This is a genomic window from Streptomyces sp. NPDC018000, assembly GCF_044328025.1.
Classification (GTDB): domain Bacteria; phylum Actinomycetota; class Actinomycetes; order Streptomycetales; family Streptomycetaceae; genus Streptomyces.
The window spans coordinates 1-18416 of the sequence record NZ_JBIRGM010000029.1 but is presented as its reverse complement, the minus strand read 5'-3'; the positions used below and the strand labels follow the sequence as shown (position 1 = coordinate 18416).

General features: G+C 68.0%; 19 protein-coding genes and 1 pseudogene. 13 read left to right on the top strand and 7 right to left on the bottom strand.

The genetic code is table 11. The features are described 5' to 3' along the window. Positions 1 to 141 precede the first annotated feature (141 nt). The 5 genes from fabG (at position 142) to ACH4EW_RS29910 (ending at position 4771) form a co-directional block, all read left to right on the top strand. Positions 142 to 903: a 3-oxoacyl-ACP reductase FabG gene (gene fabG, locus ACH4EW_RS29930; protein ID WP_398262273.1), complete on the top strand. Its 762-nt coding sequence runs from the start codon at positions 142 to 144 to the stop codon at positions 901 to 903. A gap of 20 nt (positions 904 to 923) precedes the next feature. Then, positions 924 to 1679, top strand: a complete 756-nt coding sequence (locus ACH4EW_RS29925; protein ID WP_398262271.1) for an SDR family oxidoreductase — start codon at positions 924 to 926, stop codon at positions 1677 to 1679. 118 nt (positions 1680 to 1797) lie between these two features. Then, positions 1798 to 3378 carry an ABC transporter substrate-binding protein gene (locus ACH4EW_RS29920; RefSeq protein ID WP_398262269.1) on the top strand — a complete coding sequence of 527 codons (1581 nt, stop codon included), beginning with the start codon at positions 1798 to 1800 and terminating at the stop codon, positions 3376 to 3378. A gap of 87 nt (positions 3379 to 3465) precedes the next feature. After that, complete coding sequence (locus ACH4EW_RS29915; RefSeq protein WP_398262267.1) at positions 3466 to 4149, top strand: uracil-DNA glycosylase; 684 nt, start codon at positions 3466 to 3468, stop codon at positions 4147 to 4149. Positions 4150 to 4285: 136 nt separating this feature from the next. After that, positions 4286 to 4771: a hypothetical protein gene (locus ACH4EW_RS29910; RefSeq protein WP_398262266.1), complete on the top strand. Its 486-nt coding sequence runs from the start codon at positions 4286 to 4288 to the stop codon at positions 4769 to 4771. A gap of 54 nt (positions 4772 to 4825) precedes the next feature. On the opposite strand, the gene ACH4EW_RS29905 is transcribed toward ACH4EW_RS29910, so the two are convergent. Both ACH4EW_RS29905 and ACH4EW_RS29900 read right to left on the bottom strand, forming a co-directional pair. After that, the gene (locus ACH4EW_RS29905) at positions 4826 to 5284 is read right to left on the bottom strand and encodes a hypothetical protein (RefSeq protein WP_398262264.1); all 459 of its coding nucleotides are present in this window, start codon (positions 5282 to 5284) and stop codon (positions 4826 to 4828) included. A 75-nt stretch (positions 5285 to 5359) separates the two neighbouring features. Beyond that, a complete protein-coding gene (locus ACH4EW_RS29900; RefSeq protein ID WP_398262262.1) occupies positions 5360 to 6070 on the bottom strand; it encodes a TetR/AcrR family transcriptional regulator in 711 nt (236 codons plus the stop codon). 84 nt (positions 6071 to 6154) lie between these two features. On the opposite strand from ACH4EW_RS29900, the gene ACH4EW_RS29895 reads away from it, so the two are divergent. Both ACH4EW_RS29895 and ACH4EW_RS29890 read left to right on the top strand, forming a co-directional pair. Further along, a complete protein-coding gene (locus ACH4EW_RS29895) occupies positions 6155 to 7384 on the top strand; it encodes an FAD-dependent monooxygenase (protein ID WP_398262260.1) in 1230 nt (409 codons plus the stop codon). Continuing rightward, a complete protein-coding gene (locus ACH4EW_RS29890; RefSeq protein ID WP_398262258.1) occupies positions 7381 to 8280 on the top strand; it encodes a Gfo/Idh/MocA family protein in 900 nt (299 codons plus the stop codon). The genes ACH4EW_RS29895 and ACH4EW_RS29890 overlap by 4 nt, the downstream gene beginning before the upstream one ends. Positions 8281 to 8361: 81 nt before the next feature. Here the strand turns inward: ACH4EW_RS29890 and lnt are convergent, their stop codons facing one another. The 3 genes from lnt to ACH4EW_RS29875 form a co-directional block, all read right to left on the bottom strand. Then, complete coding sequence (gene lnt / locus ACH4EW_RS29885; RefSeq protein ID WP_398262256.1) at positions 8362 to 9996, bottom strand: apolipoprotein N-acyltransferase; 1635 nt, start codon at positions 9994 to 9996, stop codon at positions 8362 to 8364. A gap of 99 nt (positions 9997 to 10095) precedes the next feature. Further along, positions 10096 to 10593, bottom strand: coding sequence for a nuclear transport factor 2 family protein (locus ACH4EW_RS29880; protein ID WP_398262254.1), 498 nt, complete (start codon positions 10591 to 10593; stop codon positions 10096 to 10098). Between the two features lie 68 nt (positions 10594 to 10661). Next, positions 10662 to 11525 (bottom strand): universal stress protein, encoded by an 864-nt coding sequence (locus ACH4EW_RS29875; protein ID WP_398262252.1) that lies wholly within the window; start codon positions 11523 to 11525, stop codon positions 10662 to 10664. A gap of 475 nt (positions 11526 to 12000) precedes the next feature. Between ACH4EW_RS29875 and ACH4EW_RS29870 the strand changes: the two genes are divergently transcribed. The 3 genes from ACH4EW_RS29870 to ACH4EW_RS29860 all read left to right on the top strand — a co-directional run bounded on the left by ACH4EW_RS29870 (position 12001) and on the right by ACH4EW_RS29860 (position 13316). Further along, the gene (locus ACH4EW_RS29870) at positions 12001 to 12618 is read left to right on the top strand and encodes an HAD family hydrolase (protein WP_398262250.1); all 618 of its coding nucleotides are present in this window, start codon (positions 12001 to 12003) and stop codon (positions 12616 to 12618) included. Positions 12619 to 12666: 48 nt separating this feature from the next. Continuing rightward, positions 12667 to 12936 (top strand): hypothetical protein, encoded by a 270-nt coding sequence (locus ACH4EW_RS29865; RefSeq protein WP_398262248.1) that lies wholly within the window; start codon positions 12667 to 12669, stop codon positions 12934 to 12936. 125 nt (positions 12937 to 13061) lie between these two features. Next, positions 13062 to 13316, top strand: coding sequence for a LapA family protein (locus tag ACH4EW_RS29860; protein WP_398262246.1), 255 nt, complete (start codon positions 13062 to 13064; stop codon positions 13314 to 13316). 93 nt (positions 13317 to 13409) lie between these two features. Here ACH4EW_RS29860 and ACH4EW_RS29855 read toward each other — a convergent pair. Both ACH4EW_RS29855 and ACH4EW_RS29850 read right to left on the bottom strand, forming a co-directional pair. Next, positions 13410 to 13542: pseudogene (locus tag ACH4EW_RS29855) on the bottom strand (undecaprenyl-diphosphatase); the annotation flags it as partial. A 49-nt stretch (positions 13543 to 13591) separates the two neighbouring features. Next, a complete protein-coding gene (locus ACH4EW_RS29850; protein WP_398262244.1) occupies positions 13592 to 13912 on the bottom strand; it encodes a hypothetical protein in 321 nt (106 codons plus the stop codon). Between the two features lie 207 nt (positions 13913 to 14119). Between ACH4EW_RS29850 and ACH4EW_RS29845 the strand changes: the two genes are divergently transcribed. The 3 genes from ACH4EW_RS29845 to ACH4EW_RS29835 all read left to right on the top strand — a co-directional run bounded on the left by ACH4EW_RS29845 (position 14120) and on the right by ACH4EW_RS29835 (position 18331). Beyond that, positions 14120 to 14248, top strand: coding sequence for a hypothetical protein (locus ACH4EW_RS29845; RefSeq protein WP_398262242.1), 129 nt, complete (start codon positions 14120 to 14122; stop codon positions 14246 to 14248). Positions 14249 to 14683: 435 nt separating this feature from the next. Next, positions 14684 to 16612 (top strand): ATP-dependent nuclease, encoded by a 1929-nt coding sequence (locus ACH4EW_RS29840; protein ID WP_398262240.1) that lies wholly within the window; start codon positions 14684 to 14686, stop codon positions 16610 to 16612. A gap of 3 nt (positions 16613 to 16615) precedes the next feature. After that, positions 16616 to 18331 carry a UvrD-helicase domain-containing protein gene (locus tag ACH4EW_RS29835; RefSeq protein WP_398262238.1) on the top strand — a complete coding sequence of 572 codons (1716 nt, stop codon included), beginning with the start codon at positions 16616 to 16618 and terminating at the stop codon, positions 18329 to 18331. Positions 18332 to 18416 lie beyond the last annotated feature (85 nt).

Sequence of the window (18416 nt, the reverse complement as noted above, 5' to 3'; positions counted from 1 at the left end):
GTGCCAGGGCTTCTAGCGTCTCGTCTGCTGAAGGTACTAAGCGGTTGCTCAGTTATCGGGAAGACTCCGCGCACGAAGGTTCCGTGCCGGGGGTGCCCCGACGTCCGCTGAGCCGCGATCCAAGGGCGAGGAGAACCAAGCATGTCCACCACCGAGCAGCGCGTCGCCATCGTGACCGGAGCGGCGAGGGGCATTGGCGCCGCCACCGCGGTACGCCTGGCGGCCGAGGGCCGTTCCGTCGCCGTACTCGACCTCGACGAGGCGGCCTGCAAGGACACCGTCGAGAAGATCACCGCTGCCGGGGGCACCGCCCTCGCCGTCGGCTGCGATGTGTCGGACAGTGCCCAGGTGGAAGCCGCGGTCGCGCGGGTCGCCGCCGAGCTCGGCGCCCCGACGATCCTCGTCAACAATGCGGGCGTGCTCCGCGACAACCTGCTCTTCAAGATGAGCGAGTCCGACTGGGACACCGTGATGAACGTGCACCTCAAGGGTGCGTTCCTGATGGCCAAGACTGTTCAGAAGCACATGGTGGACGCCAAGTTCGGCCGCATCGTCTCGCTCTCCTCCTCGTCGGCGCTCGGCAACCGCGGCCAGGCCAACTACTCTGCCGTCAAGGCCGGTCTGCAGGGTTTCACCAAGACCCTTGCCAAGGAGCTCGGCAAGTTCGGCATCACCGCCAACGCCGTCGCACCCGGCTTCATCGTCACCGAGATGACCGCGCAGACCGCGGCCCGGGTCGGCATGGGCTTCGAGGAGTTCCAGGCCGCTGCCGCCACCCAGATCCCGGTGCAGCGTGTCGGCCGCCCCGAGGACGTCGCCAACGCCATCGCCTTCTTCACGGGCGACGAGGCCGGCTTCGTCTCCGGTCAGGTCATGTACGTCTCCGGCGGACCGCTCAACTGATCCGAAGGGGTGCAGGCATCATGACTGTGCAGGACAGTGGGAAGGTCGCGCTCATCACGGGCGCGAGCCGGGGCATCGGATACGGCATTGCCGAGGCGCTCGTGGCGCGCGGCGACCGGGTGTGCATCACCGGACGCCGCGAGGACGCCCTGAAGGACGCCGTCGAGCAACTCGGCTCCGACCGCGTCATCGGCGTGGCGGGCAAGGCGCACGACGAGGCGCACCGGGCGGCGGCGGTCGAGCGCACCATGGAGGCGTTCGGCCGTCTCGATTTTCTGATCAACAACGCCGGTACGAATCCGGTCTTCGGCCCGATCGCGGAACTCGACCTCAATGTCGCCCGCAAGGTCTTCGAGACGAATGTGATCTCGGCGCTCGGTTTCGCCCAGCAGACCTGGAAGGTCTGGCAGAAGGAGAACGGCGGGGCGATCGTCAACATCGCCTCGGTCGCCGGTATCTCGGCCTCGCCCTTCGTCGGCGCGTACGGGATGAGCAAGGCCGCCATGGTCAACCTGACCCTTCAGCTGGCGCACGAGTTCGCGCCGGTCGTCCGGGTCAACGCGATCGCTCCCGCGGTCGTGAAGACGAAGTTCGCCCAGGCGCTGTACGAGGGCCGCGAGGCGGAGGTCGCTGCGGCCTATCCGCTCGGCCGGCTGGGCGTCCCCGAGGACATCGGCGGCGCCGCCGCGTTCCTCACGTCGAGCCAGAGCGACTGGATCACGGGACAGACCCTGGTGGTCGACGGCGGCATCTGCCTGAATGCGGGCATGAGCTGAGAACGGCCTGAGCGGGTTTGGCCCTGATTGACTCAAGTGCCCTGTCGGGCCTGCGGATTGACCCGACGGGGCACTGCGGTATGGTCTGCCGATCCATGGCTGATCGAGGAGCGTTCACGTGTTCTACCGGGCCAGTCTGCAGGCCACTGCAGTCCTTGCTTCCCTTTCCCTGCTGGCAGGCTGCGGACTTCTCTCCGACAGCGGCTCGAAAGTGGAACAGAAGATCGTCGTCGGTACGACCAGCGAGCCCTCCACCCTCGATCCGGCGGCGGCGTGGGACAACTCCTGGGAACTGATGCGGAATGTCTTCCAGACACTGGTGAGCTTCCCCACCGGCAGCACCAGCCCCGAGCCCGATGCGGCGGAATGGTGCAAGTTCACCGACACGACCAGCACGGCCTACCGGTGCAAACTCCGGAAGGGCCTGAAATTCTCCAACGGCGACAAACTCGACGCCGAGGCCGTGAAGTACTCCATGGACCGGATCACGGCCATCAAGGTCAAAGGCGGCCCCGTCGGCATGCTCGGCTCGCTCGACCGGGTCGAGACCAAGGGGGACGACATCGTCGTGTTCCATCTCACCAAGCCGGACGCCACCTTCCCGTTCATCCTCGCCACGCCTGCGATGTCGCTGGTGGCCCCCAGCGACTATTCGAAGGACAAAGTCCGCAGCGACGGAAAGGTCACCGGATCCGGACCCTACCTCCTGGATTCTTACAAGCCGGGGAACCGGGCCGAGCTGGTGAAGAATCCGGACTACAAGGGTTTTGCCAACCGTAAGAACGACGCTGTGACCATCCGGTACTTCAAGGAATCCGCCCCCGTGGTCGCGGCGCTGAGGAAAAACGAGATCGATGCGATCTACCGCGGCCTCACCGCCGAGGAGGTCGTCGGTCTGGAAGACAACAAGGACAAGAACAGCGATCTGCAGATCGTCGACACGGTCGGCGCGGACATCCGCTTCCTGGTCTTCAACCCCGAGGATCCGGCCGCCGGGAATGTGGCCGTACGGCGCGCCATCGCCCAGCTCGTCGACCGTGACGCCCTGGTGGCCAAGGTCTACCAGGGGACGGCCGAGCCCTTGTACTCCATGGTTCCAAAGGGCATCGCCGGACACACCACCAGCTTCTTCGACGCCTACGGCGACCGGGACAAGGGCAAGGCGAAGCAGATCCTCGTCAAGGCGGGCATCACCGAGCCCGTCGCAATGACGTTCTGGTTCACGACCGACCGGTACGGCTCGTCCACGGCCCCCGAGTTCGACGAGCTGAAGCGACAGCTGGAGGCCTCCGGGCTGTTCAGGATCACGCTGAAGAGCAAGCCCTGGAAGGAGTTCCAGGAAGGCTTCAACAAGGGGCAGTACCCCGTCTTCGGCCGCGGCTGGTTCCCGGACTTCCCGGACCCGGACAACTTCATCGCCCCCTTCGTGGGCAAGGAGAGCATCACCGGGATGCCGTACATGAAGAAGGAGATCACCGAGCAGGTGCTGCCGCAGACCCGTAAGGAGAGCGACCGGGGTGCGGTCAGCGAGGAGTTCGAGCGGGCCCAGCAGATCCTTGTCGACGACGTGCGGCTGCTGCCGCTGTGGCAGGGCAAGCTGTACGTCGCTGCGGGCGAGGACATCGGCGGCGGCGAGCGTGCCCTGGATCCGCAGACGGTCATGCAGATGTGGGAGCTGTACCGCAAGGCCAGCTGGTAGGCACCGGTAGGGCCGACAGGGTCCGTTGTCAGTGGCCCCCGGTAGGTTCTCGGTCGAAGAACTGATTACCTACCGGAGGTTGTTGACGTGACCGACACCGACCTGCTGCCCGAGTCCTGGCGCGGCGTCCTCGGCGAAGAGCTGCAGAAGCCCTACTTCAAGGAGCTCACCGAATTCGTCGAGGAGGAGCGGGCCAAGGGGCCGGTCTATCCGCCGCGCGACCATGTGTTCGCAGCCCTGGATGCCACGCCCTACGACAAGGTGAAGGTCCTCGTCCTCGGCCAGGACCCGTATCACGGGGAGGGGCAGGGGCACGGGCTGTGCTTCTCCGTGCGGCCGGGCGTGAAGACGCCGCCCTCCCTGCGGAACATCTACAAGGAGATGAATGAGGAGCTCGGCCTGCCGATCCCGGACAACGGTTATCTGATGCCGTGGGCCGAGCAGGGCGTGCTCCTGCTCAACGCTGTGCTGACGGTGCGCGCGGGCGAGGCGAACTCGCACAAGGGCAAGGGCTGGGAGAAGTTCACCGATGCGGTGATCCGCGCGGTCGCCTCGCGGCCCGATCCGGCGGTCTTCGTGCTGTGGGGCAACTATGCGCAGAAGAAGCTTCCTCTGATCGACGAGGAGCGCCATGTGGTGGTGAAGGGTGCGCACCCGTCACCGCTGTCCGCCAAGAAGTTCTTCGGCTCCCGTCCGTTCACGCAGATCAACGAGGCGGTGGCGGCGCAGGGGCACGAGGCCATCGACTGGCGCATCCCCGACCTGGGCTGACGCCGGGGGTTCGGCCCGGGCCGGGGGTGGGCGCCCGGTGGACAGGTCCTGGACGCCCGCCCGAGCCTCAGCGGGATTGACCGCGGCTGCGGCTAGCGTCGAACGGAAACGGGTGGACGTGGACAGGGAGGCCGCAGTGACGGAGCAGCGGGAGACGTCGAAGGATGCCGTCATGACCAGGATCGGCCAGGCGATCATGCTGTTGCACGGCGGCGACCGGGAGGAGGCCCGCAATCGCTTCGGCGAGCTCTGGTCGGAGATCGGCGAGGACGGGGACGCCCTGCACCGGTGCACCCTCGCCCACTACATGGCCGACACGCAGGACGACCCTGGTGATGAGCTGGCCTGGGACCTCAGGGCGTTGACCGCGGCCGGCAGTCTGACCGACGAGCGCGCGGCACAGCACTCCGATGCGCTCGCGATGCGGGCGTTCTATCCCTCGCTCCATCTCAATCTCGCGGCGGACTATATGAAGCTCCACAGCCCCGAGGCGGCTCGGATTCATTTGGACAGGGCGCGCGCTGCCTCCGCTGTGCTCGCGGACGACGGGGCGGACGACGGATACGGGGGAGGGGTCCGCGCGGCGATCGCGCGGCTGGAGCTGAGGCTGCGGGAGCTGTGAGGGGTGGCCCGTCCGAGGAGGACGGGCCACCCGCTCGTCTCTCTCCTGCCGCGCTCAGCGACCGTAGGTGTTCTCGCAGATCCGGAACTGCGGGCTGCCCGCGGGCCAGTGCCCGTACCTCCGTCCCAGAGCGCAGGCATCCTTCCTGATGACGGGGGCCGGTGAAGCCGGGACGGGTGCGGTCACAGCGGGCGGGGCCTGACTCGGCCGGGGCTGCGCCGCCCCGGGGTGCTCCCGTTGCTGTGGTGCGCGGGGCGCGGCGCGTCGGGTGCCCGGCGGTGGGCCGGGCGCCGGGGCGGATGCGGACGCGGATGCGGGCGGCTCGGGGACCGGCAGGGCTCCCAGGCTGTCGTGGACCGGCGGCCGCACGATCGCCGGCGCCATGTCCTGGGCGGACCTGCTGGTCCCGGGGCGGGACGGAACATCCGGCTGCGGCGCCACGGACACACAGCCGCACAGCATCGTGACCGCCACGCCGACCAGGATCTTCACGGAGATTCGGGTTCGTTGCACCTGATCAACTCTGCTGTGCGCACCCGGTTTTGAGTGAGCCCGGAAGCCGGGATTGGCCCGCACGAGTTACGCCGGTCAGCGCAATGCCGCCTGCGATCCGAGCATCCCGCGCAGCAGTTCGGTGAAACCGGTGCGCAGCTCCTCCTCGGTCGGCACGGAGCGGTGGTACGACCCTGCGGCGCACGAGAACATCAGCCCCTCGCACCAGGCCACCAGGGACAGGGTGTGCCGTTCGGGCTCGGCCGATCCGGCCGCCGTCATCAGCGCCATCAGCGGCTCGCGGAACTGCCGGCCCGTCGCGTCGAAGAACTCCCGCAGTTCCGGGCGCCGGGTGGCCTCAAGGGCGAGCTCGTAGCGGCAGATGAGCAGTTCGGGGTGGCGGGTGAGATACCGGTGCAGGGTCGGCGCGAGAACGGCGGCCAGCGCCCGGGCTCCGGCGTCCGGTCCGCTCTCCGCACCGCTGCCCGAACCGTCCTGCGCGCCGAGGCCTGTGCCACCCGACCGTCCGGCGTCCGGGCTGTTGTCCGGTCCGGCGTCCGGCATCGAGAGCCCGCCCGGAGCCAGTACCTGCGCCTCCCGTTCCGCCAGGCGACGCACCGCGGCCTCCAGCAGCGCCTGCCGGGTGCGCGCGTAGTTGGACGTCGATCCCTGGGGGAGTCCAGCGCGTTCGTCGACCGCTCGATGGGTGAGACCCCGCAGGCCGCGCTCGGCGAGAAGTGCCAGCGCGGCATCGGTGATCCGGTTCGCCCGGGAGGTGCCCACGGAGGGGATGTTGCGTGTGCCCATGGGACCAACATACCGCTGACACTACACCTGTAGTATGCTGACTTCGCGACTACAGGTGTAGTGCCATCTGGTGGAGGAGGAGTCGTGGACAAGCCCCATGCGGTCGTCGTCGGCAGTGGAGTGGGCGGTCTGACCGCCGCCGTTGCCCTGTACCGGAGCGGCTGGGAGGTCACCGTCCTGGAAAGGGCCGCCTCCCTGGAGCCCGTCGGTGCGGGCATCAGCCTCGCCCCCAACTCCCAGCGCGCCCTGGATGTTGTCGGGCTGGGCGACAGGATCAGATCCCTCGCCGCCTGGCAGGGAGACGGCGGAATGCGCGGTCCGAGCGGCCGCTGGATCTCTCGGACGGACAGCGCGGCGGCGACCGAGCGGTTCGGCGGTTCGCTCGTCCTGCTGCACCGTGCGACGCTGATCGGAGTTCTCGCCGCCGAGCTGCCCGTATCCGGAATCCGTACCGGAACGGCGGCGAAGGTCGTGGACCCCGGCACCGCGGGCGGCGCCCGCGCCGTGGTCGAAACACCCACCGGGAACATCGAGGCCGACCTCGTCATCGGCGCCGATGGCGTCAACTCGGCCGTACGCACTCTGCTCTTCCCCGATCACCCCCGACCCTCGTACGCCGGATTCACCACCTGGCGCGTCGTCGTTCCCGCGCCCGATCAGCCCTTTGCCCCGCACGAGACCTGGGGGCGCGGTGCCCTCTGGGGCACTCAGCCGCTGAAGGACGGCCGGATCTACGCGTACGCGGCCGCCGTCGCCCCCGCCGGGGCCCGGGCAGCCGACGACGAAAAGGCCGAACTCCTGCGCCGGTTCGGTGACTGGCACGACCCGATCCCCGGGATCATCGCGGCCGTCGAGCCGGGCCAGATCCTGCGCAACGACGTGCACCATCTGCTCGACCCGCTGCCCGCGTTCCACCGCGGACGTACCGTCCTCGTCGGCGACTGCGCGCACGCCATGGCACCCAGCCTCGGGCAGGGCGGCAACCAGGCCATCGAGGACGGCATCGTGCTCGCCCACCACGCGACGCCCGACGCCGACCTCGGGGCGGCTCTGGCTGCGTACAGCGCAGACCGGCTGCCCCGGACGAGCGCCATCGTCCGCAAGGCCGCACAGACGGCCCGGCTGATGAGCCTGACCAACGCGCCCGCCGTCGCGGTACGCGACACGCTGATGTCCGTCGCCTCAAGATTCGGGCCTGCCCTGGTCCTGCGTACCTTCGACGGCATCATGGACTGGCAGCCGCCGCAGCACACGTATGCTGCCCGGACGCAGGACACGAACACGGCACGCGCCAATCGGAGGGAGACCTTGTGAAGGTCGGCTGCATCGGGCTCGGCGACATCGCGCAGAAGGCGTATCTGCCGGTTCTGACGGCCCTGCCCGGGGTCGAACTGCATCTGCAGACCCGTACCCCCGCCACCTTGATCGCGGTCGCCGAAACCCACCGGATCCCGGCTGGGCAGCGCCACGCCGACCTCGAGTCACTGCTCGCCCAGGGTCTGGAGGCCGCGTTCGTCCACGCACCGACCGCCGTACACCCGGAGATCGTGGGCCGACTGCTGGACGCGGGCGTCGCCACGTACGTCGACAAGCCGCTGGCCTACGAACTCACTGATTCCGAGAGGCTGGTGAGCCTCGCCGAAGAGCGAGGGGTGAGCCTCGCCGTAGGTTTCAACCGCAGGCTCGCGCCCGGCTACGCGCAGTGCGCCGAGCACCCGCGCGAGTTGATCCTCATGCAGAAGAACCGCGTGGGCCGGCCCGAGGAACCGCGCAGCACGGTGCTCGACGACTTCATCCATGTCGTCGACACCCTGCGCTTCCTGGTGCCGGGGCCGATCGAGCACACCGTCGTACAGGCCAGGATCCGCGACGGTCTGATGCACCATGTCGTGCTGCAACTGGCCGGTGACGGGTTCACGGCCATCGGCGCGATGAACCGGCTCAGCGGCTCGACCGAGGAGCGGCTGGAGGTCTCCGGCCAGGACTCCAAGCGCGAGGTCGTCAACCTCGCCGAGGTGATCGACCACAAGGGGCAGCCGAGCGTACGACGGCGCGGCGACTGGGTGCCGGTGGCCCGCCAGCGCGGCATCGAGCAGAGCGTGCTGTCCTTCCTGGACGCCGTGCGGGCCGGAAGGGTGCTGAGCGCCCAGGACGCCCTGCAGACGCATGAGCTGTGCGAGCGCATCCTGCGCGACCTGGACTGCGCCTGAGGCCGACCGGCACATGGGGGCGGCGTCGCGAGGTCCGCGTCGTCTCGGCGAACGGCCCCGGACAGCCCGTCCCGCCTCCTCCTACGGCCCGGAACGGCCGGCGGGTCCGCCGCCCGAGGCGATCACCGGAGCCGCATCACCCTTCGCACCGGCCGGCCCGACCCGGTCACGCCTCCTGAGCGAACGCACCCCTTCGAAGGCGCAGAACGCAACCAGTACCACCGCCGCCCCCTGCACCGGCCAGTCGCCCAGCCGGACGAACAGCGTCGTACCGGAAGCCAGTGGTACGTCGAACACGGCGGCCCCGCTCGTATCCGTACCGAGCGGGGCGCCGATCCGCTCGCCCTGCGGGCCGTACACCGCACTGACCCCGGTGAGCGTGGCGTGCACCATCGGGCGGCCGTTCTCGGCGGCACGCAGCGCTCCGAGCGAGGCGTGCTGTTCGGGCGCCCAGCTGTGCTGGAACGTCGAGGTCGACGACTGGGCGACCAGCAGTTGCGCACCATCCCGGGTCAGGCTCCGGCTCATGTCGGGGAAGGCGGACTCGAAGCAGATCAGCGGCCCGATGCGCAGCCCCTTCCCTCCGGCGGCACCGGGAAGCGACATCGTCACCTGATGGGTGCCCCGCAGCCGGTCCTCGCCCGCCGCCTTGCCCAGGGACGTGGCCCAGCCGAGCACAGAGCGGGCCGGGATGTATTCGCCGAACGGCACCAGCCGCATCTTGTCGTAACGCTGCCCGGTCAGCCCGCCCGGTCCCACCAGCACAGCGGACTTGAAGATGCCCGCCCGCCTCGATCCATCCGTCTGCCGGGCGTCCATGTTGACCAGCACATCCGCGCCCACCCGACGGGAGAGGGCCGCGATCCGGGCGGTGACGTCCGGGTGCCGGGACAGATCCACACCGACACTGCTCTCGCCCCACACCACCAGATCGAGATCGCGCCCCGCCAGCGAGCGGGTCAGTCGCTCTCCGACGGCGAGCCGGCGCCCGACGCTGTCGGGGCCCGTGATCAAACCTGGCTGCACGACGGCGATCCTGGCCACGCCCGACTGCTCAGGCCGCGGCGCCCACTGTGCCATCGCCCCCACGGCCAAGGCGCACACCGAGATACCGACGACGGCGACCGTACGGGCGGCGGCGGCCACGAAAAGCAGGGCAACCGCTGTGTTCACGGCGACCACCAGAAGGCTCACCAGCCACACCCCGCCGACGGATGCCACGCGGAGCGCCGGAGCCACCTCCCACTGGCTCGCGCCGAGCAGCCCCCAGGGACCACCGAGCCCCTGCCAGGAGCGGACCAGTTCGATCATCAGCCAGCCGCACGGCACCACGACGATCGCGGCCGCGGCGGCTGCGACCGACACCGGCCCGCGCAGTATCCGGAAGACCAGCAGCCCCCACGGCGCCCACAACAGACCGAGCAGCGCCGCCAGGACCACGATGAACACATGGAGACTCGGCATCAGCCAGTGATGGACGGCGATCAGGTAGCCGATCCCGCCGAGCCAGCCGTCGAGCGCCGCCCGGCGCCCCGTGCCGGCCGACCGGATCAGCAGCAGCCACGGCACCAGACCGACATAGGCGAGCCACCACAGGGAAGGCGCCGGGAACGCGAGCGCGGGCAGCGCACCGGCGAGCAGCGCGACGCAGTCGCGCGACAGGCCGGACCGCAGCATCCGCTCCCCCTGCTCGCGCCGACTGGCCGGAATCCGCATGCTGCGCCTCCTCGTCCTGCTGATCAGCAGTGTCCCCCCTGCTCGGCCGTCGCGCAGTTCTTTCCCGGCGTGAGAGGGCGGAAGTGCTGGTGAGCGGGCTCATGCGGGGATGGGCGAGCCCGCTGTGCCGCGCCACTTCTCATGCACGGTCACGGTCCGGATCCGCCAGCCGCTCCCCGTACGCGACAGCGTGAAGGCGTACCGCCCACCGGAGACGAAGTTCGGTGCGGTCGCCCGTACCCCGGAGCCGTCCTCGCCGCCCGCCGCGCCCTCCAGCCGCATCGGGTTCAGGTAGTCGGCCCGCACTTCGGCGCGGTCGCCGGGACAGCCTTCCAGGTCCTGGATGTCGAGCCGGCGGTTGACGATCAGATGCTGGCGTACGGGGAAGAGCCGCATGGTCTCCGCGAGCCACTGGGCGACCTCGGCTGCAGGCCCTTCGACACCGCCCGCGCCGCGGTAGTCGGCGCGGCCGTCCGCGGTGAACAGGGCCCGGTAGCCCACCCATTCGCCGTCGTCCACCGCCATGGCATAGCCGGTGATCAGTGCATCGATGGACAACTGGTCCATCACGGTCGAGAGATCCATGCGCTGCGTCATCGGGTCAGTGTCTGCCCGCCGGCGTCCGAGGCCAAGGGGCGTGCACGCACGACGGGCCGGCACAACTGTCAGCAGGGCACGACGGCAACCGGGCCGAGCGCATGCGTGAGCGTGGTCTGTGCGACGGGGGAGAGCCCGAGCCCGAGGGACTCACCGCCCTTGCGCCGCCCGATCACGGTCAGCGCAGCGGTTGCCGAGGCCGTGACCAGGGCGCGGGCAGCGGAGCCGCCGACCGGTTCTCTGACGACCTCGACCTGCGGGTACTTCTCCCGCCAGCCTGCGGTGAGTTCGGCGAGGGTTCGCTCGGCCGCACCTGCCGCCGCGTCGCGGTCGAAGACCGGGCCGCCGGAAAGCATCGAGGAGAACATCGTCCAGCCGTGCACGATCCGCAGCCGTGCACCGGGCCGGGAAGCGGCCGTCACGAAGGCGAACTCCAGCACCGCTTCACTGCTCTCGTCGGCGGCCACACCCGCGACAATGTCGGGGAAGGATTCAGCCGCCTCCGCTTCGCTCTCGTCCGACGGTCCGCTGTGGATGACGACGACGGGGCACTGGGCCATCGAGGCGGTCGCCAGACTGTTGGAGCCGAGCATGAGCGACCGGAAACCGCCCAGACCGCGTGAGCCGACAACCACCAGCGACGCACCACCACTGAGCGAGGTGAGCGCTGCCGAGGGGAAGTCCAGCGGTGTGAGCGTCGACGGGTGCAGATCCGGAGCGATCTCGGACACCCTTCGTACGGACTGGGTGAGCAGTTCCTCCGTCTCGCGCTGCTGCGTCTCCTGGTCGGCGCGCCGGTACGGAGCCCGGGCGTGCACGATCACCAGCGGGAGCCCCCGGCGGACGGCTTCGCGGGCGGCCCATTCGAGTGCCTCACGGCTGTGCGACGAGCCGTCGACGGCTGCGATCACGGGAAGCTCGGTGGTGGTCATGATTTCCCTCCAGGTTCCGGCAGTACATGTCCCAGGCTGGTACGCGCACACGTCGTACGGCAGGGACTTTCGGCCCCATCTGTCCGGGAAGTTCCAGGCGGAGGCCGCCGCGCGCATCAGGCCGCGGCACGCCGCGTATGCTACGGCCGGTCGCGGTCCGGCGACGGCATCACCGGTACTCCGCGGGGCGCAGGGCGACCGCCCCCGCCGGTCGCTCGCTCTGTCACGCGACAGAGGCGTCTTCGGGCTGCTTCATCCAGTCGTTCCCGCCGTCTACGGCGGTCCGCCGGGACGGACCGGTGTCCTGGTGCTGCCCGTGCCGGCCCGCCTCCTCGGGCGGGTGGTCGTCGCGTACTGACGCGTGGGAGTGCTCACCCGCCCCTTGACCTTCCCCTCCGGGCAGGCGGCATCGTGTCCCTGTCGGAATGACCGGGACGTACACCCGCCCCGGTCCCCAGGAGCGGAAGAGGTCCGGATGGAGTCGCGTTGCGTCGTCTTCGATATCGGTGGGGTGCTGGAGATGACTCCGGCAACGGGATGGGACGTGGCGTGGGAGCAGCGACTCGGCCTTCCGCCCCGTTCCATGCATCAGCGGCTGGGAGATGTCTGGGATGCGGGGAGTACAGGGACACTCACCGAGCACGAGGTACGTGAACGGGTCGCGGCGGACCTCGGTCTGGACCCGGTGCAGACGGAGGCATTCATGGCCGACTTGTGGGACGAGTACCTCGGGAGCCCCAACGAAGAACTGATCGACTATGTACGCACCCTCGGTTCCCGCTGCAGGCTGGGCATCCTGAGCAACAGCTTTGTCGGTGCCCGGGAACGCGAGGAGGAGCTGTACGGCTTCGGTGAACTGGTGGACGACATCGTCTACTCGCACGAGATCGGCATCTGCAAGCCCGAAGCGGCCGCGTTCGAAGTGACGTGTGCCCGGTTGGGTGTGAAGCCCGCGGACTGCCTCTTCATCGACGATGTCGCGGTCAACGTCAGCGCGGCGGAGGCGACCGGCATGCGGGGGCTCCTGTTCGAGTCCAACGCCGGGACAATCAAGGGTATCGAGACGCACTTGGGGTGCCGACGCAGGCCGTGAGACTTCCGGCCCGCTGCGATTGTCAGTGCCGGGTGCGATCCTGCCCCCATGGACGAGCTGATGCGGCAACGGCGCGTGTACGGCGCCGATCACGACGATCCCGACCCGGGGCCCCAGCCAGGTCACTCCTACCGGGAGTTGGTGGGCGGCCCGCTCGACGGGCTGCTCCTCGATGTGACCGGCTGGACGGAAACGGCGCTGCGCGAAGGGGCGGCTCTGAACACGGAGATCGGGCGGTTCGGCCCGGGCGGCCGAGCGGAGTACGAGCCCAGGGACGGCGACTTTGACCGGTGGGACTGGCAGGGTGACATACCTTGACCCGTCTCACCGTCGCACCACGTCGTACGGGCGCGGCCGACACGGTGCCGATGAGCCCGCCCTCATGTGCCGGTCGGCATAAGGCATGTCAGGACTAATCGCCTGAATCGCTCAATACTGGAACCATGGCACAGAAGACGTCTCGACCGCACGCCCCGCCGACCCTCTCCGTCAAGGGTCGGGACGTGCGGATACGCACTATCGGGATCGTGGTGCTGACGGGTCTTGCGATCTGGTTCATCGCCGCGAATACCGAATCGGTCGGCATCCGGCTGTGGATCCCCACCGTCAGCCTGCCGCTCTGGGCGGTACTGACCGTGACCCTGCTGGCCGGACTGGTCATGGGCGGGCTCCTGGCCCACCGCCGGGCGAAGCGCTGAGCCGACGAACGGGAGCCGGCGGACGGGGAGCCGGCCTCTCGGGCATGTGTAAGCCGGCCATGGCCTGTCCGGCGGATCAGGGCCGGGCAGACCCTATCCCGCCGACTCACCCGCGTGCGGGCTCAGCACCCCGGCCGCAATCAGCGCGAAGCAGGACCAGCCCGAGAAGTACGCGGTAGATGACGAACGGCATGAAGCTCTTGGTCGTGATGAACTTCATGAACCAGTTCAAGTCGAGGTTCTGAGAGGCTCTGACCTGCTGTTTTACCACTCTTCTAGATTGATTGGGAGAGCAGTGGGAGATGTCGCTTTCCAGTGCTCTCCCCCTCGCCGGCCACGAAGCATGGCCACCTGGTTCGCAGCGAATCGGCAATCTCCTGCTCCATGGTCAGGGGAACGTGCGAGTAGAGACCTTTCACGCCGGCGACCTCGTAGAGCAGGTAGTCGGGGGTGCCCCCCGGCCAGCCCCGGGCTCGGTAGCCGTCTGCCCAGGCATGAATCTGCTGCTCGAATCCGGTCACGTCGCCCAGCGCGGCCAGGGCCTCCAGGCGTAGTTCCTCATGCCCAAGCGCATGAGAGACCGGCCCGCCCGGCATGTCCGGCAGACCTCTCCATCCGCCCCCCCTTGCTGCCCGGTGCCCGCTGTGCCCGGCTGCCCGCTGCGGGCCCAGCGCGAACCCCCGATGGCCAGGAGCGTAGAGGGAGTTTCCCGCCCTGCCCGCCCTTTCGGACAGCCCCTCCCCTCACCCCCTCGGTCGTCCTGCCCGGCCGCTGGGGCCGGGCGAACACCCAGGAGTGAAACCATGGACAAGCCCATACCCATCACCCGCCAGCTCACCTACGCCGCGTTCGTCAGCCTCGCCAGCGGGGCTGCCTGGGCGGCGGGTTCGGAATGCGTGGCGGGCCTTGTGTGGTGGGTGCAGCACCGGTAGCCGCCCCGGATTCGCTCGCAGCCCGTCCCCCGAACCCACCGGCCGTGCGGGAAGACGACGGTACTTACGCTGCAGCGCCGCGGCGATCACCGTGAACAGAGGTGCCACAGCGCCTGACCGGCCTCCGTGCTCACCCCCTCCCGGGCTCTGGGTCGCAAGAAGCCAAAACTGGAGGCCCACGCGGCCCGGGAGATGCTTCAGCTCTCCCGCCGCGTCGGAGTACCCCGCTGCGAACGCCTGGTCCAAGAAACCCTGTCGGGTTTCCAGCTCTATCACACTGTCACCGGTGTCCCCGGCCTCCTTTGCCTGGCCGCAGCCCGACACGCGACGGGCGACCAGCGCTCTGCAGATGTCTGAAATTTGCTGATCAATCCGTGGCTTGGGTCGTACGCTTTGCGGAGTAGCCGCGCATAGCTGGGGAGTCTGGTGCGGAGGATGCGCCTGCGCTCCACGGGGCGGTGGCACGGTCGCGGGGGTCTGATGTATCTAGCCAAACTCACCGCCGAAAACTTCCGAGTTTTCGGTGCTCGGCGGTCGGTGGAGGACTCCGGGAGCTCGCTCAGTCTTGAGCTGCAGCCTGGAGTGTCCGTTCTGCTCGGGGAGAACGACGCAGGGAAGACCGCTGTCATAGATGCAATCCGACTGTGCCTGCTAACGACAGCAGTGGACTACTACCGTGTTACCAAGGACGACTTCCATATCGGACCGGAAGGTAGAGCGGACACCTTCACCATTTCGTGCTGTTTCAAGGATTTGTCAACGGAGGAGCAGAGCATCTTCCTGGAGTTGCTCACCACGGACCAGAATGGGACGACATCTCTGCATATCAGCTTCAAGGCTCAGCTGATGGAATCACTACCGCCGCATCGGGTGTCCATCACGACACGGACCGGCTTGGACGGTGACGGCCCAGCCGTGGACGGCGCTGCCCGGGAGCATCTGAAGGCTACGTATCTCCGTCCGCTGAGGGATGCCGAGGGGGAACTGAAGGCGGGGCGTGGCTCCCGCCTCTCGCAGATCCTTGCCGGCTATCCGACGATGAAGGACGAGGGGGCAGACGACTTCGATGCAGGAAGTGACACGGCGAAGACATTGGTCGGCATCCTGCGTCGCGCCGAGCATCACATCCGCTCCAATATCACGGTCACTGCCGCGCTCGATGACATTAACAGCGGCTATCTGCAGAAGTTTTCCATCGGTACCGATCAGCTCCGAGGGGAAATTGGTGTCGCAGGGGATGCGACTCTTTCCCGGGCACTAGAGCGGCTGGAACTTCGACTCGCCGCCGACGCGCCTGAATGGACTCGGCGTGGTCTCGGCTACAACAACGCACTCTTCATGGCAGCCGAACTCCTGCTGCTCGGCAATAGCGACGTTGCACCCCTCCTGCTCATCGAGGAACCCGAAGCCCACCTACATCCCCAACTTCAGACACGGGTCATGGACCTCCTACTCGGACGTGCTGCCGGTGGGGAGGACGCCGCCGGCCGGGTTCAGGTCATACTCACCACGCACAGTCCACACCTCGCCTCGGCAGTGCCGGTCGAATGGATCACCCTCGTCGCTGGGGGTCGCACCTACGGTCTCGCACCGGGTGCCACCCGGCTCGAACCCAGCGACTACGCCTTCCTGTTCAAGTTCCTGGATGCGACCAAAGCCAACCTCTTCTTTGCCCGGGCCGTAGCTCTGGTCGAGGGGGATGCGGAGGCTCTATTGCTGCCAGCCCTTGCGGAGGCCGCTGGCTGGTCGTTCAGTGAGAACGGCGTCAGCATCGTCAACGTGGGGCACACCGGTCTCTTCCGGTACAGCCGCATCTTCCAGCGGGAGGGTGACCAGATTCCAGTTTCTGTTGCGTGCATTCGTGACCGAGACCTACTGCCACCTGCGACCCCGGCCGACATGCGTGGCCAACTCCCTTGCGTCACGGACATGACCCCTGAGCAGGTCGAGCAACACGTGGCGGGGTTGAAAGACGAGGACGCAGGACCGGTGAAGACTTTCGTCTCTGATCACTGGACGCTCGAGTACGACGTTGCGGCAGCTTCGTGGCCTCTAACAACCATCATGCATCAGGCCGTTCGATCTGCATGGGCGTCCACGAAGAAGTGGCCTTCGGGCACCGAACTGGCCGACATTCAGGCGCGTGCGGCCGAGGAAGTCCAGGCGTGGCAGCGGGAAGGGATGTCTCCGAGTGAAGCGGCTATGCGGGTATATCAGCCGTTGCGTAGGAAGCCGGGCAAGCAGGCCAGCAAGGCCGTGACTGCACAATATGCCGCACAGCTCCTTCAGCCGGGATCGATCGGTCCGGACAAGCTGCCCACGTACCTGCGCGAAGCCTTCAGCCACCTGTGCGGCGGCGCCTGATCAATGAAGCTGCCACTGACGCCGGACGCACTGTCCAAGGAGAAGGTCGATGCCGCTGCGGTTGGGATGGGGCTCACCCTTCCGCACCAGGAACAATGGGACTTCCTGCAGAGCCTCTACACCCTGGATTTGCAGGCTGCCCCAGGGTCTGGGAAGACCAGCCTGATCGGCCTCAAGCTGGCCCTGCTCGCTCAGGGTTGGACGTCGGCCACCCACGGCGTGTGCGTCCTGTCCCACACCAATACGGCCAAAGACGAGGTCAGGAAGCGTGTCGTCGGCACTTTGGCCGGCCGCAGGCTCCTGCGCTACCCACACTTCATCGGGACGATCCAGTCCTTCACGCGCACCTTTCTCGCCACCCCTGCGATTCGCGGTCAGGGCGGGCGGGTGCTCGTGGTGGACGACGACGCGTACGCCGCAGCCGCCCAGCGCATCCTGCACACCAGCTGGACCTACGCAAAGCTGCGGACGACGCTGAAACACCAGACCGACGGGGAACGTCTGCTCTCTGACGCGTCGTATGTCTGTGAGGGCACGGACCTCGAGGTAGTGTCATTCCGTCCCCTCCCCTTCGGCGCGAAGTCGGAGAGCGGTAAGCAGTTCACGGCCCTCAAACATCGGATCGCCTGGTCCGGCATCTTCCGGTTCGCGGACATGTACGCCATAGCGGAGCGCCATCTCGCGCGCGCACCTGATCTTGCGCGAGCTGTAGCGGGTCGGTTCCCGTTTGTTCTCCTGGACGAGATGCAGGACACAGACGCCGTGCAGCAGCGTCTGCTCGACAAGGTATTCGGTGCCGGTGGCACAGTCATGCAGCGCGTAGGGGACGTGAACCAGCGGATCTTCTCAGGCAGCTCGATCGGAGGCGCCGGTGCCTCGTCGTTCCCCATGCCCATGGCGGGGGAGCTACCCGTCAGCCGACGGTTCGGCGGCAGGATAGCGAGCCTCGCCGCTCAGCTCACGGTTCACCGCCGTCAGGAGATCATCGGACACGGGCCCGAAGGCACAGTCGCCCTGCTCCTCTTCGACGAGAAGTCAGTCCACGAGGTCGTTCCCGCCTTCGAGTACCTGGCGGCTCAGATGGTCCCCGAAGGGCTGCTGGCGGCCAGTCCCCCGAGAGTACTTGGCGCCCGGAAGCAGCGGGGCGCCGCACAGCAGTATCCGCAGAGCCTGGCTTGTTACGTACCTGGTTTTGGCGCCGTCGAAGACGACCAGACGACCGCGACGCGAGGCCTGCTCGCCCCGATCGTGCGGGAGGCGCGAGCCGGATGGAAGACCGGGCAGGGACAAGCGGCGGTGGTCGACCTTTGGAACGGGATCCGCGCCCTGACCTGTCCTACCTTCTCGAGGGCGGCGTCGCCGCTGCCCGCGCTCGGCAGGTTGGACCGAGCACCTGCTACCGCAGGCGGGCGTACGAGAGCCATTCTCCTAGACCTGCTCACCGGGGCGATGGAAGAACCGGAAGTATGGACAGTGGTCACATCCCGCCTGGCCGCAGGCCTTCGCGACCTGGCGGACGGGTCAGCTCTGGACTTGTCCAGCCTGGACACTGTCCTGGAGCCCGACCGAGTGCAGACCGGTATGCCTGCCCGGCAGGGTACGGCTATCGCAGGGACGATTCAGAGCGCCAAGGGTGAGACCCATGCCGCAACCTTGCTCCTCGACTGCCTCGGACGCACGGGCAGGAAGTACGACGTAGGACAGGCGATCCCTCTCTGACATCGTTGGGTGAGACACCCTAGCGTGATCAGTTAGCCTGGGTGGACGAACGAGCAGGAGAACCACCCGTATGACCAGCACCAGC